This is a genomic window from Venatoribacter cucullus (assembly GCF_016132445.1).
Lineage (GTDB): Bacteria > Pseudomonadota > Gammaproteobacteria > Pseudomonadales > Oceanobacteraceae > Venatoribacter > Venatoribacter cucullus.
The window spans coordinates 2,482,921-2,502,216 of sequence record NZ_CP046056.1 but is presented as its reverse complement, the minus strand read 5'-3'; the positions used below and the strand labels follow the sequence as shown (position 1 = coordinate 2,502,216).

Sequence of the window (19,296 nt, the reverse complement as noted above, 5' to 3'; positions counted from 1 at the left end):
ATGCGCGGGCTTTATTTCAGGTTGGCAGCATCATGACCCCGAAGAAACCCAAACCCGGCAGTATCCGTGAACGTAATTACCAGCTGATTCTGGCCGCAGCCGAACAAGAGTTTGTTCTGCACGGCTTTAAAGGCACCAGCATGCAGGCCATTGCTGATCGTGCCGGGGTGCCCAAAGCCAATATCCATTATTATTTTGGCAATAAAGCCACGTTATACCGCAAGCTGCTGGAAAGCATTGTGAACGTCTGGCTGGGCATTATTGATGATATGAACGCTGACAGCGATCCGCGCGAAGTGCTGGAGCACTTTATCCGTACCAAAGTGCGGATGTCGTACAGCCACCCGACCGCATCGCGTATTTTTGCTATGGAAATTATTCAGGGGGCGCCGTTTTTAAAAGATTATCTAAGCGGTTATCTGCGCAACTGGGTAAAAGAAAAAACAGCGATTTTAAATGGCTGGATGGCCGCCGGAAAAATGCCGGCCACTGACCCGGTGCAACTGATTTTTATGATCTGGGCCACCACCCAGCATTACGCCGATTTTGAAACCCAGATTCTGGAAGTGACCAATAAGCGCGAATTTGACGCCGATGATATCCGCCACACCGAAGACTTTCTGGTGGGTATGATTCTGCGTGGCATCGGCCTGGCGGTTTAAGCGGTTTAAATAACCGCAGCCGTTGCCTGTACCACCGCTAATGCAAAAATACCTGCCAGAACATCGTCAATCATAATGCCGAAACCGCCATGCACTTTGGCGTCCAGCCATTTAATCGGCCAGGGTTTCAGAATGTCGAAAAAGCGGAAGGCCACAAAGGCATAGGCAACCCAGGCGATGTCGGCCCACAGCCCGCCACCCAGCGGCAACCACAGCAGCGTGATCCACATCCCGATCCACTCATCCCACACGATACCGCCGTGGTCGTGCACGCCCATATCCCGTGAGGTGATCTCACAGAGCACTACGCCCAGCGCAAAACCGGCCACCAGCACGCCGATATAGGGCAGCGTGGGCACACCCTGCAGCAGGAACCACCAGAACGGCAGCGCCGCCAGCGTACCGAAGGTGCCGGGGGCTTTACGGGCCAGGCCCGACCCCAGCCCGAAAGCCAGCAGGTGAATGGGGTTTTTCATATTTGGAGGGGTGATGTTGGACATGATGAATACCATTTGCAGCGTGCGGCTATGGTAATGGTTTTTAGGTGGGAGCGACATTTTTGTCGCGAGACATATTGTGTGCCAGCCCTGCCGGGCTGGTTGGCTGCCACTGCGTGGCAGCTGATGCGGGGCTCCGCCCCTGCGCCCCGGATGTGGGGATCTTATCCCCACGCCCCTGCTTTTGCGCTGTATAGCACGTATTTCCTCATTCACCGTCATTGCCTGCGGCCACGGATCGTAAGGCGCGTCGTGCGCCACGATCCTCGCCCGGTCCATCCGGGCGGGCCTGTCAATGACGCTTCATTTCGGCGTGCTATAGGCGCGGATAACAACCGCAGCGGCGATGCCGGCATGACTTTATTGGGCGCGCTATGCACACAAAACCAAAATCAAAAAAGAAAAAGAAAAAGAAAATCCTACCGGCCGAAGGCCGCAAAATTTCATCAAGGTTGCTGCGTTTTTTCCCGGCCCATTCGTTCCAGCCCGAAGTTTGGCAAAGCCAATAGCATCGTTTGGATGATTCCAAACGAGCGGGTAGGGGCATGGATGCCCCTTAGCCGCGTATGCTCAATTGGCTTTGGTAAACGAGGGAACCGCTGGAACGCGGGCCAGAGAGGATTGTAAGGAGACACTTCTCCTTACATTCGGGGCGCGGGGGCAGAGCCCCGCATCAGCTGCCACGAAGTGGCAGCTAAACCAGCCCGGCAGGGCTGGCATAGGCTGTCCAGCAGTGTCAGCCACTAACCAGCGCCAGCCTTAAATCGTATCCAACGGATCAATATCCAGATGCCACCGCACTTTGCGGTACTGCTTCTGGTCGTCGAGGTATTGCACCAGCACCGCCGCCAGCCGATGCAGCGCCGGGCGTTCGTCGGCGAATAACTGCAGCTGAAACCGGAAGCGCCCGGCGCGGCGTTCCATAATGGCCGGGAAGGGGCCGAGTAAATTCACCGGTGACTGGCGTAAGTGCGGATGCTGTTGTTGCAACCAGTGCTGCATAAAGGCGCGGGCGTCGTGCAGTAATTGCTGGGCCTGGTGGCGGTCTTCACTTTCGCTGCGCAGCAAAGCCATGTGGCTGTAGGGCGGTAGCTGCTGGTGCTGGCGTTCCTGTAATAACGACAGTGCCAGGGCGTGGTAGCCGCTGTCGAGCAACAGGTTCAGCAGCGGGTGGTCGGCGTAGAGGGTTTGTATCCACACTTCGCCCGGCGCTTCTTCGCGCCCGGCACGCCCAGCCACCTGGCAGATTAATTGCGCGCTGTGTTCCATGCCGCGGAAATCGCTGCTGAATAAGCCGGCATCGGCATCCAGAATCACCACCAACGTCACGTCGGGAAAATGATGCCCTTTGGCCAGCATTTGCGTGCCCACCAGAATGCAGGAGCCGCCATCATGAATGTCGTCGTATAAATCGTCGAAGGCCTGTTTGGTACGCACGGTGTCGCGGTCAACCCGGCGCACCGGCACCTGCGGAAATATCTGCGTGAGTTGCTCCTGAATTTTCTCGGTGCCCTGACCAAGGCCGTCAATCTGGTGGCTGCCGCATTGCGGGCAGGCCGCGGGAACGCCTTGCTGATAATCGCAGTGGTGGCAATGCAGGTGCGGCGGCAACTGGTGCAGGGTCAGGCGCGCATCACAGCGGCGGCATTCGGCCATCCAGCCGCAATCACGGCAGGCAACCAGCGGGGCGAAACCGCGCCGGTTAATAAATACCAGTACCTGCTTATTATTCTGCAGATGCTGGTGCATGGCACTCAGCACCGGCTCGGCAAAGCCGGCAACTAACGGCTGGTGCAGAATGCTGTGCAGTTTCATGCGTGGTGCTTTGGCGTTACCGGCACGCAGGGTTAATTTAACGTGCAGGTATTTACCACTGAGGGCGTTATGCAGGGTTTCCAGCGACGGCGTGGCAGACCCCAACACCACCGGAACACCGGCTTTGTGCGCGCGCACCAGGGCAAAATCCCGCGCCGAATAACGCAGGCCGTCCTGCTGTTTGAACGAGCCGTCGTGCTCTTCGTCGATAATAATCAGCCCTAATTCGGGCATCGGGGTAAATACCGCCGAGCGGGTGCCAATTAAAATACGCGCCACACCTTCGCGTGTTTGCCGCCAGCCCTGCAGGCGTTCGCGGTCATTCAGGCCGGAGTGCAGCAGTGCTACCGGCACATTAAAGCGCGCCTGAAAACGACGCACCGTTTGCGGGGTTAAACCGATTTCCGGCACCAGCACCAGTGCCTGCTTGCCTTGTGCCAGCACCTGTTCGATCAGGCGCAGATACACCTCGGTTTTGCCGGAGCCGGTCACGCCTTCCAGTAAACAGGCGCGGAAATGTCCGAGTTCGGTGCTGATGGCTTTCAGCGCCTGTTGCTGCTGCGCGTTCAGGCTGTGAAATTGCTGACGGTCCTGCAGCACAGGCGGTATTGGTAAGCGCTGGGTTGCGCGGATCACACCGGCGTCACTCAGGCTGCGCAGTTGTGCCAGCGTGAAGCCCTGAGCGGTTAAGTCGGCGTGCAACTGTTGTGGTTGCTGCTGAAACAAGGCCCACAAGGCTTGTTGTTTGCTGCCGCGCAGGGGTTTAGCGGGTTCCTGGCCGGTACTTTCCCAGCCGCGCTCATCGGCTTCGCTTAACCCGCAACCGCGCCGCAACATGGTGGGCAGCAGATGTTCCAGCACTTCGCCGGGGCTGTGGTGGTAGTAGTCAGCCAGCCAGCGGCACAGGGCCAGGTCACTTTCCTGCAGCAGCGGGGTATCGTCCAGTCGCGCCAGCAGTGGCTTCAGCTTATTGGCTGGCACCTCCGTGGTGGTGCGGGTACCCAGCACCACACCGCACAGCAGCTGACGGGCAAACTCCACCCGCACCCGTTGGCCGGGCTTATAGAAACTGGCGTCTTCTCCGGCAAGCGGCAGGTAATCAAAGGTGCGGCGCAGGGGGACGGGCAAAGCAATGTCGACAACAAAAAAGGACATGAAAGGGCTTGCTGATGAAGTTGGCTCTGGTATTATGCGCGTCCTTATTGCCCATGCAAGGGCAGTTTTTTAAATCCAGTAGCGCGGTGCTTGCGGGCAGAGTCCGGTAAGTGGCGGCGTGAAGCTCTGTGAGGTGTCTCATGCAAAAAGGTATTCATCCTGAATACGCTGCACTGGAAGCTACCTGCTCCTGTGGCAACGTAATCAAAACCCGTTCCACCAAGCCAGGCACCATGTACCTGGACGTGTGCTCAGCTTGCCACCCGTTCTACACCGGCAAGCAGAAAGTTGTTGATACCGGCGGTCGTATCGATCGTTTCAACAAGCGTTTCGGCAGCTTCAAGAAGTAATTTGCCCGAACGTACAAAAAACCCGCTGCGGCGGGTTTTTTTATGCCTGTTGGTTGGCAGTGGCAGGCTGTCATTGGCATTGGCCGGGTTTATTACTAAACTCGACCTGTCATTTGTATAACAGGAAAGTGCCGTGTCCCGCCGCGATGAAGATGAAAACGAACTCAGTGAATCCCAGCGCCTGAGTATTCTGGAAGAAACCGTTACCACCAACCGCCGCCTGCTGATAGCTGTGCTGGTGATGGCGCTGATTGTGGTGTCGGTAACGGTCACCATGGCGGTGGTGCGTTTGCTTGCGCCGGATGTCACCTATGTGGATACCCGTACCTTCGCCCGGGTGGAGCAAGAGGTTACGGTGCTGAAAGAAGCCGCTATTGCCTGGGAGCAAAAAGCAGCCGATATGAAAGTGATTCTGGACAGCAGCCATGCCACCGCCTTCAAAGCCATGATGCTGGAACAGGAACAGAGCTATCAGCTGCACCTGAATGCACTGAAAGAAGGCATGCGTGATCTGGCCCGTATGGTGCCGGGTTCGCGCACCTGGCTGGAAGAGTATGAAGAGCAGATGAATACCGCGATTGAGCAGAGCAAGGCGCGCATGACGCAATTGTCGCGACTGCAAACCAGTGAACTGCCACAGATTGAAGCGCTGCAGTTGCCGGAACGTGCTGCACCGGCTCAGGTGATTAACTGAGCCGGGCGGAGAAAACCCGGGGGCTGTTTTCAGCCCCTGTGATCGGCGACAAAGGGGTTGGTGCGGCGTTCCTGCCCGAAGGTTGATTCCGGCCCGTGCCCGGGAATAAAGGTAATGTCATCCCCCAGCGGAAACAGTTTGGCGCGGATTGAATGCACCAGCTGCTCATGATTACCCTGCGGAAAATCCGTGCGGCCAATTGATCCCTGAAATAACACATCCCCGACAATCGCCAGCTTATCGTTGGCGCTGTAAAACACCACATGGCCGGGTGTGTGGCCGGGCGTATGAATCACCTGCAGGGTTACCTCTCCCACGGTCACGGTATCGTTATCCTGCAGCCAGCGGTCCGGGGTAAACACTTCAGCCGGTGGAAAGCCAAACATGGCCGACTGGTTTGGCAAGCCCTGAATCCAGAACAGATCCCCTTCCTGCGGCCCTTCAATGGGAATATTCAGTTGCCGTGCCAGCGCAGCGGTGCCGCCGGCATGGTCAATGTGGGCGTGGGTCAGCAGAATTTTCTCGGCCGTGGCACCCATGCGCTGCAGCTGCGCCACAATGCGTTCCAGGTCGCCGCCGGGATCAACCACGGCGGCCTTTTTGCTTTTATTGCACATCAGAATGGAGCAGTTCTGGGCAAAGGCGGTTACAGGAATAATGGCGACCGATAAGCTCATAACATCTCTCATTAAAACGGAATCACTTTAGGTTGGCTGGCAGCAAACTGCGGCATGGTCATACCGGCACTGGCGTTGACAAAGGTGGGGTCGGCCACCACAAAGCGCGCGCCCTGGTGCATTACCGCATCGCCTTTGACATTGCCATGGAAAGCAATGGCGGTGGCGACGTGGCCGGGGTAATCCAGAATCACCGCATCCAGCCCCAGCAGGCTTTCAACCAGCCAGGCAAACAGCGCGGCGCGGTCTTCGCAGTCGGAATAGGGGTAATGCAGGGTTTCCAGCGGAAACAGGTAATTTTCCTGACCGAACTGATCATCATCGGTTTTGTAGGCAAAAGCCGTTTGCACAAAGCGCAATAACCGGTTGGCGGCATCCAGTTCGCTCTGGCCTTCCACCACCGGGCGTAATTGCTGCAATAAACTGTCGGCCGTTACGGCGGGTAAGCCGGCCCGGAAATAATTGGGCAGGCTTAATTGCGGGAAGCTGCTGAAATAGCTGATGTAGCGTTCCGGGTACTGCACATTAATGCGGTAGTCTTTGCCGTCCAGCTGGAATTTCAGCTGCCGTTCGGAGGTATTGCCGCTGGCGGTAAAGCGGGTAGGGTTGCTGAAATCCAGCGCCCGGCGGCCTTCTTCATGCTGGCCTTCGTAGGTAAACACTTTGCCTGGTTTTAAGGGTTGCTCATTCAGGTTAACCGCGTAATAGCGTTTGTTGCTGAGGGTGAAAAAAGTAACCCCGAACATTTCCTGCTCAGACGTCAGCAACAGATGAATACGCTGGTTGTAAGCGACACGGGCGTCATAGCCGGCTTTTACCAGTAAAAACCAGCTGGTCAGCTGGCGGCTGTTGTTGTCACGGTGCAGCTGGCGGGCAAACTGATCAAATAATTTGGCCGTGCCCCAGTCATTCAGTTGCAGCGCTTTGGCCTGCGCCTGCAGAGCGCTGACGGTGTCTTTATGCGGACTGCCAGCCAGTTGTTGCCAGTAAGCCGCAATGCTTTTGCTGTTTAAGGCACCGCTGAACGATTTGCGTAATTCTTTGGCGTAAGGAATGCGGATGCTGTGGCCGTAAAAATCAAAACTGACCTGCGGCAGATGGCTGGCGGGCGGACTGATCACCACCACCGGCTGCGGACGTTGCTGCACAGCTGGTGCGGGTTCCGGCACTTTAACGATGGGGCTGACATCCACCGGAGTGGGTTGTACGGGAGCCGGTTTGGGCGCTTTGGGTAATTCCACCGGTTTGGGCTGCGGGTCACGCTGGCGTGCCGGCGCCACATCGACGGGCTGCCATTTTTGCTGCAGAAACTGAATAAAGGCTTTGTCATTTTCATCCAGATAGGCCTGAAAATCGGTCAGTTTCTGCCGGCGCCATTGTTCGTATTCAGATTCTGCCTGCAGGCCGCTGCTTAACAGCAGGGCAGGAATAAGCATCAATGTACGGATTTTCATTACCCGGCTCCCTGAATAAAAAAGCCGGCGGGGTGCCGGCTTTCCGTTACTTAACACGCATTATGCCGGCTCAGTTAGAGCCTTCCATATTGGAGATTTCTTCGGCCAGTTCGTCAAAAGATTTCTCAGCCTGGAATTTCTGCCACAGGGCGCGTTCGTTGTTCATAGAGGTTTTCAGTGCCTGCTCGGCCAGCTTGTTCACGGTGTCGGCATCCAGGCCAACCAGAACAACCATGCCGCCGGTTGGTGTCGGCATCTGGCGGAAAATTTTCGAACCAATCAGAGTTTCTTTGGTGATCTGTTTGGTCACCGAAGTGTTCACCATATCAACGGTTTCAGAATCACCTACGCCAGTGGTTTCGGCGTATTGTTTGATCATATTCTGAACTTCGACCTGCATGGTCTGCGCCAGCTCAACACGGGCTGCGGTGGCGGCCATTTGTTTCATGAAGTTCGGTCCGGCAGCTGATTTATCGGCATAACCCACAGCTGACAGATCAATACCTTCAACCGGGGCGCCACATACCCACTCCGGAGCTGGCTGATTGGAACCATCGGCAAATACACAGCTGGCAACCGGCTGTTGCGGTTCTTTCGGGCCGCTGGCACAACCGGCCAGCATTAAAGAGGCAGTCGCCAGAGCGATGGTCAGGGTATGTTTCATGGTCTTCTCCTTGAAAACAAAACGGCAGCGGCCGCTTAAAAATGTGGGTTTGAGAATAGCGGATGGAATGCCAGAATGCCACCGTATCAAATCAACAAAAAGGATCCTTTTCATGGTGTTTCGTATGCGGTCGCTGGCCGTTGCCGGGTTGGCTTTATTGTTGCAGACGGGGCTGGCCGGCTGTGCCGTTAACCCGCCGGCTGGTCAGGCACCGGGCTGGATTATGAACCCGGGTAAAGGGGTGGTTGCTTCCTGTGGTTTCAATATAAAAGGCCGTTATGCGCAAGAGCAGTGCGCCTTAATGCGGGCGCGGGAACGCCTGGCGGCAGAGCAGGGCGTAAAGATCAGCAGCGTGTCGCATTTATCCGAATCGGTACGCAACGACGCCAGTAATGTCCGCTTTAATAAAGAAATTCTGGAACAGGTGAATGGCAAGGAAGTGAAGGCGCGGGTTATTGATACCTGGTACGACGCGCAGCGGGATGAATTTTATGTGTGGATGGAGGCCGCGCGCTGAGGGGGAGCCGTCCAGAACACAGCGTTCCGGACGGCTGCATGGGCTGATCAGTGCTGGTGGCCACCCACGCCATGAGCGTGGCCATGCGCCAGTTCTTCTGCTGTCGCCGCACGGATATCCTGAATATCCACTTCAAAGCGGATGGTTTTACCCGCCAGCGGGTGGTTGGTATCGACATCCGCCATAAAACGACCGACTTTTTCGACGGTTACCTGGCGTGGGCCCTGCTCGGTATGCACCACAGCGGTCATGCCTTTCTTCCACACTTTGGCACCGCTCAGGTGCTTCACCGGTACGCGCTGAATGGCGTCAGCGCGACGGGCACCGTAGGCTTGCTCCGGGGTCAGGGTTATGCTGACGTGCTCGCCGGCAGCTTTGCCTTCCAGGGCTTTTTCAAACCCCGGAATCATATTGTCGTGGCCATGCAGATAGGCCAGCGCATTGCCGCCGCTGGTGCTTTCAATAAGGTTGTCCTGTTCGTCAAACAGGCTGTAGTGCAGCTGCACCACGCTATCTTTGCTGATGTTCATTCAGGCTCTCCGCAAGGCCGGGGTATTTGAGGGGCGCTATTGTACCCACTTGATTTGCCCGGCGGCATCCCCATAAATGCCTGCAGAGTCAACAAAGGATACAACGTACATGACCACAATCGTTTCTGTCCGCCGCGGTAATCAGGTTGTTATCGGTGGCGACGGCCAGGTGTCGCTGGGCAATACCGTCATGAAAGGCAATGCCCGCAAAGTACGGCGTTTATACGATGGTAAAGTGCTGGCCGGATTTGCCGGCGGTACCGCTGATGCCTTTACCCTGTTTGAAAAATTTGAAGCGCAGCTGCAGAAACACCATGGCCAGCTGACCCGTGCAGCCGTTGAGCTGGCCAAAGAATGGCGCTCTGACCGCGCGCTGCGCAAACTGGAAGCCATTCTGGCGGTGGCTGACCATACGGCGTCACTGATTATTACCGGCAACGGCGATGTGCTGCAGCCGGAAGATGATCTTATTGGTGTGGGGTCCGGTGGTAATTACGCCCTCGCCGCAGCCCGTGCTCTGCTGGAAAATACCGAATTAAACGCCGCCGATATTGTCGAAAAAAGTCTGCAGATTGCCGCTGATATCTGCGTCTTTACCAACAGTAATTTCACCATTGAAAGTCTTGAAGACGGAGCCAGTTCATGAGCCAGATGACCCCGCGCGAAATTGTTCACGAACTCGACCGCCATATTATCGGCCAGCATAACGCCAAGCGGGCGGTGGCCATTGCCCTGCGTAACCGCTGGCGCCGGATGCAGCTGGAACCCGAGCTGCGTGACGAAGTAACGCCGAAAAACATTCTGATGATTGGCCCGACCGGGGTGGGTAAAACCGAAATTGCCCGACGGCTGGCAAAATTAGCCAATGCGCCTTTTATTAAAGTGGAAGCCACCAAATTTACCGAAGTGGGTTATGTCGGTAAGGACGTGGAATCCATTATCCGCGATCTGATTGAAACCAGCGTGAAACTGCTGCGCGAACAGGAAATGGAGCGCGTGCAGTCACGCGCCGAAGTCGCGGCTGAAGAACGTATTCTGGACGTATTGTTGCCGCCGGCGCGCCCGGTCAGCAGCAGCTGGGATACCACCGAAGAACCGAAAAAAGAAGATTCTTCGACTCGCCAGGTGTTCCGTAAGAAACTGCGCCAGGGTGAGCTGGACGATAAAGAGATTGAAATCGATCTGGCCCAGCTGAATGTGGGCGTGGAAATTATGGCGCCACCGGGCATGGAAGAAATGACCAGCCAGCTGCAAAGCATGTTTTCCAGCCTCGGCGGTGAAAAGAAAAACAAGCGCAAATTAAAAATCCGCGATGCCATGAAGCAATTGCGTGACGAAGAAGCCGCTAAAATGCTGAACATGGAAGAGCTGAAAGTGCGCGCGGTGGAACTGGCCGAACAGAATGGCATTGTCTTTATCGACGAAATCGACAAAGTCGCCAAGCGCCATGACAGCGGTTCCGGCGGCGATGTTTCCCGTGAAGGGGTGCAGCGTGACTTGCTGCCGTTGATTGAAGGCAGTACCGTCAGCACCAAATACGGCATGGTTAAAACCGACCATATTCTGTTTATTGCCTCGGGTGCTTTCCATTTAGCCAAACCGTCCGATTTAATTCCGGAACTGCAGGGGCGTTTACCCATCCGGGTGGAGCTGGAAGCCCTTACGCCGCAGGATTTTGAACGCATTCTGACCGAGCCCAGTGCGTCGCTGACCGTGCAATATAAGGCCTTGCTGAAAACCGAAGGGCTGGACGTTGAGTTCACTGCTGATGCGGTTAAGCGGCTGGCGGAAATTGCCTTTGAAGTAAACGAAAGCACGGAAAACATTGGTGCCCGGCGCTTGCATACCATTCTGGAGCGCTTGCTGGAGCAGGTATCCTTTGATGCCACCGACCTTACCGAACCGGTGGTCATTGACGCCGCTTATGTAGAAAAACAACTGGGCTCGCTGGCCCGTAATGTGGATTTGAGCCAGTTTATTTTATAGGGATGTTGAGGGTTCAGCGTTGAGGGTTCGGCGTGCTCGGAGTTGAAGCCAATACACGCCTGACGTTGAACGCCCAGTCTTGCCCTCTTAACAATTTTTTCCCGCATAACAAAAATGGCACCCGAGAGTGCCATTTTTGTTTGCTTCCAGCGTCTGGTGTTGGGCGTTGGGGTTTTGCTGCCGAGCACGCCGAACCCTCAACCCCTAACTCTCAACCCTCAGGCTCACACCTTAAACCGCTCCACCAATCCAACCAGCGTCTGGGTGCTGCCCTGCAGCTGCTGTACCGCGTTACCGGTGCTTTGCATATTGCCGACAATCTGCCCCGACGATTCGGCAATGCGCACAATGTTGCCGGTAATCTCGTTGGCGGCGGCGCTTTGTTCTTCCACCGCGCTGGCGATGCTCAGGTTCATTTCGGTAATTGTGCTGACCGCATCACTGATGCCGGAAATGGCGTGCAGGGCCTGGTCGGCGGAGCCGGCCGTTTCTTCCGAATTGTGGGCGTTGGTTTCCATGGATTTTACCGCCCCGGCGGCCTGTTCCTGCAGACGGGAAATCATCTGATTAATTTCTTCGGTAGACTGCTGCGTGCGTGATGCCAGTGTCCGTACTTCATCGGCCACCACAGCAAAGCCGCGTCCCTGTTCACCGGCGCGGGCCGCTTCAATAGCGGCGTTCAGAGCCAGCAGGTTAGTTTGTTCGGCAATACCACGGATCACATCCAGCACCGAACCAATGGCATTGGTTTCGTTGCGCAGATTCTGAATAACCGCCGATGACTGCTGAATATCCTGCGCCAGCGTCATAATGCGTTCCTGCGTGCTTTGCATAATGCGCATACCCTGGCGGGCATTTTCATCCGCGGCGCGGGCTGCTTCGGCCGCCCGTTCCGCGTTGCCGGCTACTTCCTGAATGGTCTGGCTCATTTCATTGGAGCCGGTGGCGGCCTGGTCGGTTTGTTGCAGCTGGTCATCCGATAACGCCGAGGTATTGCGGCAAATATCGGCAATGGTCTGGTTCAGTTCGGCCAGCACTTCAACCGTGCCTTGTGTTTCCGTAACCACTTTATGAATCTGGCCGACAAAAGTATTGAACGACTGCGCGATATCGGTCAGTTCATCTTTGCCGCTGACCGGCAGACGCTGGGTTAAATCCCCTTCGCCGCGGGCAATGTTATGCATGGCATGGGTGAAATATTGCAGCGGAATACGGATGCTGGCGGAAATGGTCAGCACCAGAATCAGCAGCACAATCAGCAGTACGGCTGAGGTAATCAGCACCGGGGTTGTCGCCGCGCGGAAATCGGCCTGCACATCATCGGTATAAACTCCGGTACCGATAATCCAGTCCCAGGGTGCAAAGTGTTTTACGAAACTGACTTTGGATACCGGTTCATCAGCACCAGGTTTGGGCCAGTAATAATTAACCAGTCCGCCATCGGGGTTGGCTTTCACTGTCTTTACCATTTCCCGGAACAGATGCAGGCCGTTCGGGTCTTTCACATCGCCCACGGGCTGGTTGTCCAGTTTGGGATTGATGGGGTGCATGATCATGACTGGCCGGGAGTCATTGACCCAGAAGTATTCCTGTTTGTCATAGCGCAGGTTTTTCAGGGCCTGCAGCGCCTGAGCCTTGGCTTCGCTTTCCGGCAAGCCTTGCTGTGACAGCTGATAATAGTGCTGCACCAGACTGAACGCGGTGTCGGTTTGCAGTTGTACGCTGGTGGCTTTGCCCGAGCTGATGTTGTTGTACATTTTCTGCAGGGTCAGTGCCTGCACAATGACCAGCGCCGCGACAGCAGCCCCCAGCATCAGCCACAGGCGGTTGCGGATGCTCATTTGGCGTAAAGATTTCATAGGCAGTTTGTCCCTTGCAAAGTAAAATCAGCCCTGACAATGTTTCGGCTGACATTGTCCGGAGTTTAGCCTGCATTGGTTTTATTGCCGCCGTTACCCCCTATCCGTTAGTCATAAGAGTTATTCCCAGTTGATACCAAAAAGCATAAAGGTTAAGAAAATCAGCCAGTCACTGCAGCTGACCTACAGCGACGGCACCTTTGAGCTGCCTTACGAATTTCTGCGGGTTCACTCTCCTTCAGCAGAGGTGCGCGGCCATGGCGTGGGCAATGATGTGCTGCAATTTGGTAAAAAAGATGTGGTACTGCTGCGTATTGAACCGGCCGGCAACTATGCGCTGAAATTGGTGTTTGACGATGGTCACGATTCCGGTCTGTACGACTGGGAATACCTGCGGCACCTCTGTGTTAACCGTGATACCCTGTGGCAAACCTATCTGGAGCGTCTGCAGGCCGCCGGCAGGAGCCGTGAGTCGGCGCAGATCAGTTTCAAAGCGTTGTAAGCGGCTGCTCATTACCCCCGCTGCACACCCGATATCTTTATAAAAGGAGCCGCATAGTGACGGATTCCCGCAAAACTCCCCAGCCGTTTGTCGACCCGAATGCAGCCATTGAGGCCGAAAAGTACGACAACCCGGTCGCCAGCCGCGACGCCCTGTTAATGTTGCTGGAGCAATCCGGCCGCCCGTTAACCCATGCTGCCGTCTGTGACGCGCTGGGTGAAACCGATGAGGAGCGGGTGGAAGCCATCCGCCGCCGCCTGATTGCTATGTGCCGTGACGGCCAGTTAATCAGCAATCGTCGCAGCCAGTTTGCACCGCTGAAAAAAGTCGACCTGGTGACCGGCATCGTGCAGGGCCACCGTGATGGTTTCGGCTTTGTGCTGCGTGAAGGCGCCGATGATGTCTACCTGTCCAACCGGCAGATGAGTAAAGTCTTTCATGGCGACCGCGTGGCGGTACAGATTATGGGGCTCGACCGCCGTGGTCGCCCGGAAGGCAAAATTGTTGAAGTGCTGGAACGTAATACCCAACACACGGTTGGCCGTTATTTTGACCAGTCCGGCGTGGGTGTGGTGCAGCCCGATAACAAGCGGGTAACCCAGGAAGTTCTGATTCCGCCGGCGGGTCGTCACGGTGCGGAACATGGCCAGTTTGTGGTGGTGAAGATTACCCAGCAACCCCAGTCCGGAGGCTTGCCGGTGGGCGAAGTGGTGGAAGTGCTGGGTGACCACCTGGCGCCGGGTATGGAAATTGACGTGGCCATCCGCAGCCATAATATCCCGCATGACTGGCCGGATGAGGCGCTGGCTGAAGCGAAAAACTTACCGGCCGAAGTCAAAGCCGCGGATAAAAAACACCGCATTGATTTGCGCGATCTGCCATTCGTTACCATCGATGGCGAAGACGCCAAAGACTTTGATGATGCGGTGTACTGTGAGCGGAATAAAACCTCCGGCGGCTGGCGCTTGTACGTCGCCATTGCCGACGTCTCCAGCTATGTCGAAGCCGGTTCGGCACTGGATAAGGAAGCCCACAGCCGGGGTAACTCGGTGTATTTCCCCGAGTTTGTGGTACCCATGCTGCCGGAAAAATTATCCAACGGTTTGTGCTCGTTAAATCCGCAGGTGGATCGTCTGGTGATGGTCTGTGAAATGACCATTTCCAAAGCCGGGAATATTTCCGGTTATCAGTTTATGGAAGGGGTTATTCACTCCCACGCGCGTCTCACCTACAACAAGGTGTGGACCATGCTGAACCCGGATGGTGGTGAAGAGCGGGATACCTGGCGTGAACATTACCGCGAGGTGGTGCCGCACCTGGAAAATCTGTACGCCTTATTCCGCTTGCTGCGCAGCAAGCGCGAAGAGCGCGGTGCCATGGATTTTGACTCGGTCGAAACCCGCATTGTGTTCGACTCGCAGCGTAAAATTCAGCAGATTGTGCCGGTTACCCGTAACGAAGCGCACATGCTGATTGAAGAATGCATGCTGGCCGCCAACGTCTGCGCGGCGGATTTCTTCGAGCGCTATAAAGTGCCGGCACTGTACCGGGTGCATAACGGCCCGGGTGAAGAAAAGCTGACCAACCTGCACGCCTTTTTAGGGGAGCTGGGTTTGTCGATTGCCAACGGCAGTGATAAACCCTCACCGAAGGATTATCAGCAATTTATTGAAAAAATTGCCGGTCGTCCGGACTCGCATTTAATCCAAACCGTGCTGCTGCGCTCGCTCAGTCAGGCGGTGTATCAACCGGAAAACGAAGGCCACTTTGGCCTGGCGTATAAGGCGTATACGCACTTTACTTCGCCCATTCGTCGTTACCCCGATTTACTGGTGCATCGCGGCATCCGCAGCCTTATCCGCAGCGAGCGTGAGTGCAAACACGTTAAGCGGGCCGAAGGTGCCAAGCCGCTGAAAGCGCACGCGGTTTACCCATACGATATCGCCGCCATGGTGCATCTGGGCGAGCATTGCTCCATGACCGAACGCCGTGCCGATGACGCGACCCGCGATGTGGTGGATTTCCTTAAGTGTGAATACATCAGCAGCCGTATTGGCGAAGAATTCGAGGGTGTTATCAGCGCCGTGACCGGCTTCGGTTTATTCGTGGAACTGAGCGACGTGTACGTGGAAGGCCTGGTGCACATCAGCACCCTGGCCAACGACTATTACCACTTTGATGCGGCCAAGCACCGTTTAGTGGGCGAGCGTACCCGCCGCAGTTTCCGCCTTGGCGATAAGCTGTGGGTGCGGGTAATGAATGTCGATCTGGACGAGCGCAAAGTCGATTTTGAACTGGCCGCGGCCCCGGCCAACAAAACCCGCGCCGGTGCGGATGATTTACCGACTCCGGCGCGTTTGCCTCGTCGTCGTACCAAGCAGGGTGATGGTGCTGTTAAAGAAGAAGTGCTGGCACCGTCCCGGCGCAAGCCTGCCGCGACAGAAACGGCCCCGGCAGAGACAGCGGACAAGCCGAAAAAGAAAAAGCCGAAGCCCAGCAAGCGTCAGAAGCTGAATGCCAAGAAAAAAGCCGATGACAAAGTAAAAAAGCCGGCCAAGAAAAAAGCCGGCAAAAAGCCGGCCAAAAAATCCTCTAAAAATGCCGCTGAATAAGCGGCTGTAACAAGGTTAAGCAACATGAAACTGGAAGCGGTTTATGGCCTGCACGCCGTAACCACCTTACTGCAGCGCAACCCGGAACAGGTGATTGAACTGTGGATTATGCAGGGCCGCCACGATGCCCGTATGCAGCGGGTGCTGGAACTGGCGCAAGAGCAGCAGCTGGATGTCCGTGAGGCCGACAAAGGCCTGATGAACCAGAAAGCCGATGAAGGTAACCATCAGGGCGTGATTGCCTGGCGCAAGCCGGTGCAGCACAAAACCGAAAAACACCTGCCGGATATTCTCGATGCCATCAGCGGTACGCCGCTGATTCTGATTCTGGACGGCGTCACCGACCCGCATAACCTGGGTGCCTGTCTGCGCACCGCTGATGCCGCCGGCGTGCAGCTGGTGATTGCCCCGAAAGACAAATCGGCGCCGCTGAATGCGACCGCTGCCAAGGTTGCCTGTGGTGCGGCCGAAGCCGTGCCCTATATTCAGGTAACCAACCTGGCCCGCACCATGAAAGACCTGCAGCAGCGCGGCATCTGGATTGTCGGCACCGCCGGTGAAGCCGAACACAGCATTTATCAGCAGGATATGAAAGGCCCGATGGCGCTGGTGATGGGCGCGGAAGGCAGCGGTATGCGCCGTTTAACCCGCGAACACTGCGATTACCTGGTGAATATCCCTATGGCCGGCGAAGTCAGCTCGGTGAATGTATCGGTGGCCACCGGTATTTGTTTGTTTGAAGCGGTACGGCAACGGGCCGGTTGAGCGTTAAGCGTTGAGGGTTCTGCGTGCTGCTGATCAGAGAGCCGTGCTCACTGAACCCTGAACGCCTGACCCTTAACGATTCAGGTTTTCAATAGCCTCCGCCTATACTCCCCTTTAATAAGATCAATTTAACTAATTAATCCCCATCCTCTATTATCACTCTCGTTCCCAACACAAACCTATGGAGCGAGACCATGATCAACACTGAAATCAAACCGTTCAAAGCCACAGCATTCAAAGATGGCCAGTTCGTCGACATCACTGAAGCCGATGTGAAGGGCAAGTGGTCCGTATTCTTCTTCTACCCGGCCGATTTCACCTTCGTGTGCCCGACCGAACTGGGTGACCTGGCCGACAAATACGAAGAACTGCAGAAACTGGGCGTAGAGGTGTTCTCTGTGTCGACCGACACCCACTTCTGCCACAAAGCCTGGCACGACAGCTCTGACACCATCGGCAAGATTAAGTACTACATGGTGGGCGACCAGACCGGCACCATCACCAACAACTTTGGTGTGATGCGTGAAGGTCAGGGCCTGGCCGACCGCGCGACCTTCCTGATCGACCCGCAGGGTGTGATTCAGGCTATGGAAATCACCGCGGAAGGTATTGGCCGCGACGCCGACGACCTGATGCGCAAAGTGAAAGCGGCTCAGTATGTGGCTTCTCACCCGGGTGAAGTGTGCCCGGCGAAGTGGAAAGAAGGTGAGGCGACGTTAGCCCCCTCTCTCGATCTGGTCGGCAAAATCTGATTTGGCTGCCCCTGCGGACGGATTGCTTTGTTGCGGTTTTCGTTCGGCCCGGCGCCTACCATGTGGTATGGCTTGGGCTCTCACTTAAACCGCGCCGCGCACTCCATTCCGCAGGCTTTGCCAAAGAACGTCTTGCACTGCCAGCCTCATGGCCGCTTCGGGCCGCGGGGCAGCGTTTTAAATCATTCAATCGGACGGTAATCCCATGCTTGATGCAAATATGAAACAACAATTAGGCACCTACCTGAACAATCTGCGTAATCCGATTGAACTGAAGGTGTCTGTAAACGATTCGCCCAAGTCGAAAGAGTTGGAAGAACTGGCTCAGGAAATTGCCCAGTTAAATGACAAAATTTCTCTGACTACGACCCGCGATGCGATTGATGGTCGTAGTCCGGTGATGACCATTGCCAAAGCCGGTAATGATGCCCGTGTCGCTTTCGCCGGTGTGCCGATGGGGCACGAATTTACCTCGCTGGTATTGGCCCTGTTGCAGGCGGGTAGTCATCCGTCGAAAGAAGATGCAGCGCTGCAGGAGCAGGCGAAATCCCTGACCCGTGCGCTGAATTTTGAAGTCTATGTATCGCTGTCGTGCCACAACTGCCCGGATGTCGTCCAGGCTGTGAATTTAATGGCGGCGCTGAATCCGAATATTAAAGCCACCATGATTGATGGCGGTGTTTTCCCTGATGAAGTGAAAGCCCGCAACATTATGGCGGTGCCCGCGGTATTCCTGAACGGCGAGCCCTTTGCCAACGGCAAAATGACGCTGGCGGAAATTCTTAATAAAGTCGATGACGACGCCGATGCCAAAGCGGCCGCCGCGCTGGCCGGTAAAGATCCGTTTGATGTGCTGGTGGTGGGCGGTGGCCCGGCGGGTGCGTCAGCGGCGATTTACGCAGCGCGTAAAGGCATCCGCACCGGTATTGTCGCCGAGCGTTTCGGTGGCCAGGTGTCCGATACCGTCGGCATTGAAAACTTTATTTCGGTGAAATACACCGAAGGCCCGAAGCTGGTCGCACATTTAGAAGAACACGTTAAAGAATACGACGTGGATGTGATGAAAGCGCAGAAGGCCGTGGCATTGCGCAAAACCGACGCCGGTTTAACCGAAGTGGAATTGGCCAATGGTGCGGTATTGGCGAGTAAATCTGTGATTCTGGCAACCGGTGCGCGCTGGCGCGAAATGAACGTACCGGGCGAGCAGGAATACAAAGCCAAAGGCGTATGTTTCTGCCCGCACTGCGATGGTCCGCTGTTTAAAGGTAAAAAAGTCGCGGTAATCGGTGGCGGTAATTCCGGTATCGAAGCCGCGATCGACCTGGCGGGCATTGTTGAGCATGTCACCGTGCTGGAATTTTCCGACACGCTGCGCGCCGATGTCGTTCTGGTGAAAAAAGCCGAATCGCTGCAGAACGTGAATATCATCAAAATGGCCATGACCACCGAAGTACTGGGCGATGGCGAGCGCGTGGTGGGCATTAAATACAAAGACCGTCGCACCGATGAAACCCATGTGATCGAACTGGCCGGTATTTTCGTGCAGATCGGTCTGGTGCCGAACAGCGAATTCCTGCGCGATACGCTGGCATTAACCGACCGTGGTGAAATTGTGATTGATGCGCACGGCGCAACGTCCATGCCGGGTGTATTTGCCGCCGGTGATGTGACCAACACACCGTACAAGCAGATCATTATTTCCATGGGCTCGGGCGCTACCGCTGCACTCGGTGCCTTCGACTACCTGATCCGCCGCTGAGGCGGATCATCCCCTTTCCAACAGCACCCTCGATGACTCTCGATAA

Annotated in this window: 18 protein-coding genes; 11 read left to right on the top strand and 7 right to left on the bottom strand. The window is 55.8% G+C overall.

Annotation, left to right across the window (positions count from 1 at the left end; all coding sequences use genetic code 11):
• The first annotated feature begins 32 nt into the window (after nt 1-32).
• Nucleotides 33-662 (top strand): TetR family transcriptional regulator C-terminal domain-containing protein, encoded by a 630-nt coding sequence (locus GJQ55_RS11880; RefSeq protein ID WP_228345179.1) that lies wholly within the window; start codon nt 33-35, stop codon nt 660-662.
• 5 nt (nt 663-667) lie between these two features.
• Here GJQ55_RS11880 and GJQ55_RS11875 read toward each other — a convergent pair whose 3' ends face one another.
• Both GJQ55_RS11875 and GJQ55_RS11870 read right to left on the bottom strand, forming a co-directional pair.
• Nucleotides 668-1,162 (bottom strand): phosphatidylglycerophosphatase A family protein, encoded by a 495-nt coding sequence (locus GJQ55_RS11875; protein WP_228345178.1) that lies wholly within the window; start codon nt 1,160-1,162, stop codon nt 668-670.
• 756 nt (nt 1,163-1,918) lie between these two features.
• Nucleotides 1,919-4,129 carry a primosomal protein N' gene (locus GJQ55_RS11870; protein ID WP_228345177.1) on the bottom strand — a complete coding sequence of 737 codons (2,211 nt, stop codon included), beginning with the start codon at nt 4,127-4,129 and terminating at the stop codon, nt 1,919-1,921.
• 140 nt (nt 4,130-4,269) lie between these two features.
• Here GJQ55_RS11870 and rpmE point away from each other — a divergent pair, with 140 nt between their 5' ends.
• Complete coding sequence (rpmE, locus tag GJQ55_RS11865; RefSeq protein WP_228345176.1) at nt 4,270-4,479, top strand: 50S ribosomal protein L31; 210 nt, start codon at nt 4,270-4,272, stop codon at nt 4,477-4,479.
• 133 nt (nt 4,480-4,612) lie between these two features.
• Entirely contained in the window at nt 4,613-5,173 is a 561-nt protein-coding gene (locus GJQ55_RS11860) for a hypothetical protein (protein WP_228345175.1), read from the top strand.
• A 29-nt stretch (nt 5,174-5,202) separates the two neighbouring features.
• Here GJQ55_RS11860 and GJQ55_RS11855 read toward each other — a convergent pair whose 3' ends face one another.
• The 3 genes from GJQ55_RS11855 to GJQ55_RS11845 form a co-directional block, all read right to left on the bottom strand.
• Nucleotides 5,203-5,850, bottom strand: coding sequence for an MBL fold metallo-hydrolase (locus tag GJQ55_RS11855; RefSeq protein WP_228345174.1), 648 nt, complete (start codon nt 5,848-5,850; stop codon nt 5,203-5,205).
• Between the two features lie 11 nt (nt 5,851-5,861).
• Entirely contained in the window at nt 5,862-7,304 is a 1,443-nt protein-coding gene (locus GJQ55_RS11850; RefSeq protein ID WP_228345173.1) for a hypothetical protein, read from the bottom strand.
• Nucleotides 7,305-7,374: 70 nt separating this feature from the next.
• The gene (locus GJQ55_RS11845; RefSeq protein ID WP_228345172.1) at nt 7,375-7,968 is read right to left on the bottom strand and encodes an LPP20 family lipoprotein; all 594 of its coding nucleotides are present in this window, start codon (nt 7,966-7,968) and stop codon (nt 7,375-7,377) included.
• 112 nt (nt 7,969-8,080) lie between these two features.
• Between GJQ55_RS11845 and GJQ55_RS11840 the strand changes: the two genes are divergently transcribed.
• Complete coding sequence (locus GJQ55_RS11840; RefSeq protein WP_228345171.1) at nt 8,081-8,485, top strand: hypothetical protein; 405 nt, start codon at nt 8,081-8,083, stop codon at nt 8,483-8,485.
• A 47-nt stretch (nt 8,486-8,532) separates the two neighbouring features.
• Here GJQ55_RS11840 and GJQ55_RS11835 read toward each other — a convergent pair whose 3' ends face one another.
• Nucleotides 8,533-9,015 carry an FKBP-type peptidyl-prolyl cis-trans isomerase gene (locus tag GJQ55_RS11835; RefSeq protein ID WP_228345170.1) on the bottom strand — a complete coding sequence of 161 codons (483 nt, stop codon included), beginning with the start codon at nt 9,013-9,015 and terminating at the stop codon, nt 8,533-8,535.
• A 109-nt stretch (nt 9,016-9,124) separates the two neighbouring features.
• Here GJQ55_RS11835 and hslV point away from each other — a divergent pair, with 109 nt between their 5' ends.
• A complete protein-coding gene (gene hslV / locus GJQ55_RS11830) occupies nt 9,125-9,661 on the top strand; it encodes an ATP-dependent protease subunit HslV (protein ID WP_228345169.1) in 537 nt (178 codons plus the stop codon).
• Nucleotides 9,658-11,001 carry an HslU--HslV peptidase ATPase subunit gene (gene hslU, locus GJQ55_RS11825; RefSeq protein WP_228345168.1) on the top strand — a complete coding sequence of 448 codons (1,344 nt, stop codon included), beginning with the start codon at nt 9,658-9,660 and terminating at the stop codon, nt 10,999-11,001. The genes hslV and hslU overlap by 4 nt, the downstream gene beginning before the upstream one ends.
• A gap of 224 nt (nt 11,002-11,225) precedes the next feature.
• Here the strand turns inward: hslU and GJQ55_RS11820 are convergent, their stop codons facing one another.
• Nucleotides 11,226-12,860, bottom strand: a complete 1,635-nt coding sequence (locus GJQ55_RS11820; RefSeq protein WP_228345167.1) for a methyl-accepting chemotaxis protein — start codon at nt 12,858-12,860, stop codon at nt 11,226-11,228.
• Nucleotides 12,861-12,990: 130 nt separating this feature from the next.
• On the opposite strand from GJQ55_RS11820, the gene GJQ55_RS11815 reads away from it, so the two are divergent.
• From GJQ55_RS11815 to ahpF, 5 genes are all read left to right on the top strand, one after another.
• Entirely contained in the window at nt 12,991-13,362 is a 372-nt protein-coding gene (locus GJQ55_RS11815) for a gamma-butyrobetaine hydroxylase family protein (RefSeq protein WP_228345166.1), read from the top strand.
• A gap of 56 nt (nt 13,363-13,418) precedes the next feature.
• The gene (gene rnr / locus GJQ55_RS11810) at nt 13,419-15,974 is read left to right on the top strand and encodes a ribonuclease R (protein ID WP_228345165.1); all 2,556 of its coding nucleotides are present in this window, start codon (nt 13,419-13,421) and stop codon (nt 15,972-15,974) included.
• Nucleotides 15,975-15,998: 24 nt separating this feature from the next.
• Nucleotides 15,999-16,739 (top strand): 23S rRNA (guanosine(2251)-2'-O)-methyltransferase RlmB, encoded by a 741-nt coding sequence (rlmB, locus tag GJQ55_RS11805; RefSeq protein ID WP_228345164.1) that lies wholly within the window; start codon nt 15,999-16,001, stop codon nt 16,737-16,739.
• Nucleotides 16,740-16,933: 194 nt separating this feature from the next.
• Complete coding sequence (gene ahpC, locus GJQ55_RS11800) at nt 16,934-17,491, top strand: alkyl hydroperoxide reductase subunit C (RefSeq protein ID WP_228345163.1); 558 nt, start codon at nt 16,934-16,936, stop codon at nt 17,489-17,491.
• A gap of 205 nt (nt 17,492-17,696) precedes the next feature.
• Nucleotides 17,697-19,250, top strand: coding sequence for an alkyl hydroperoxide reductase subunit F (gene ahpF / locus GJQ55_RS11795; protein WP_228345162.1), 1,554 nt, complete (start codon nt 17,697-17,699; stop codon nt 19,248-19,250).
• Nucleotides 19,251-19,296: the final 46 nt, after the last annotated feature.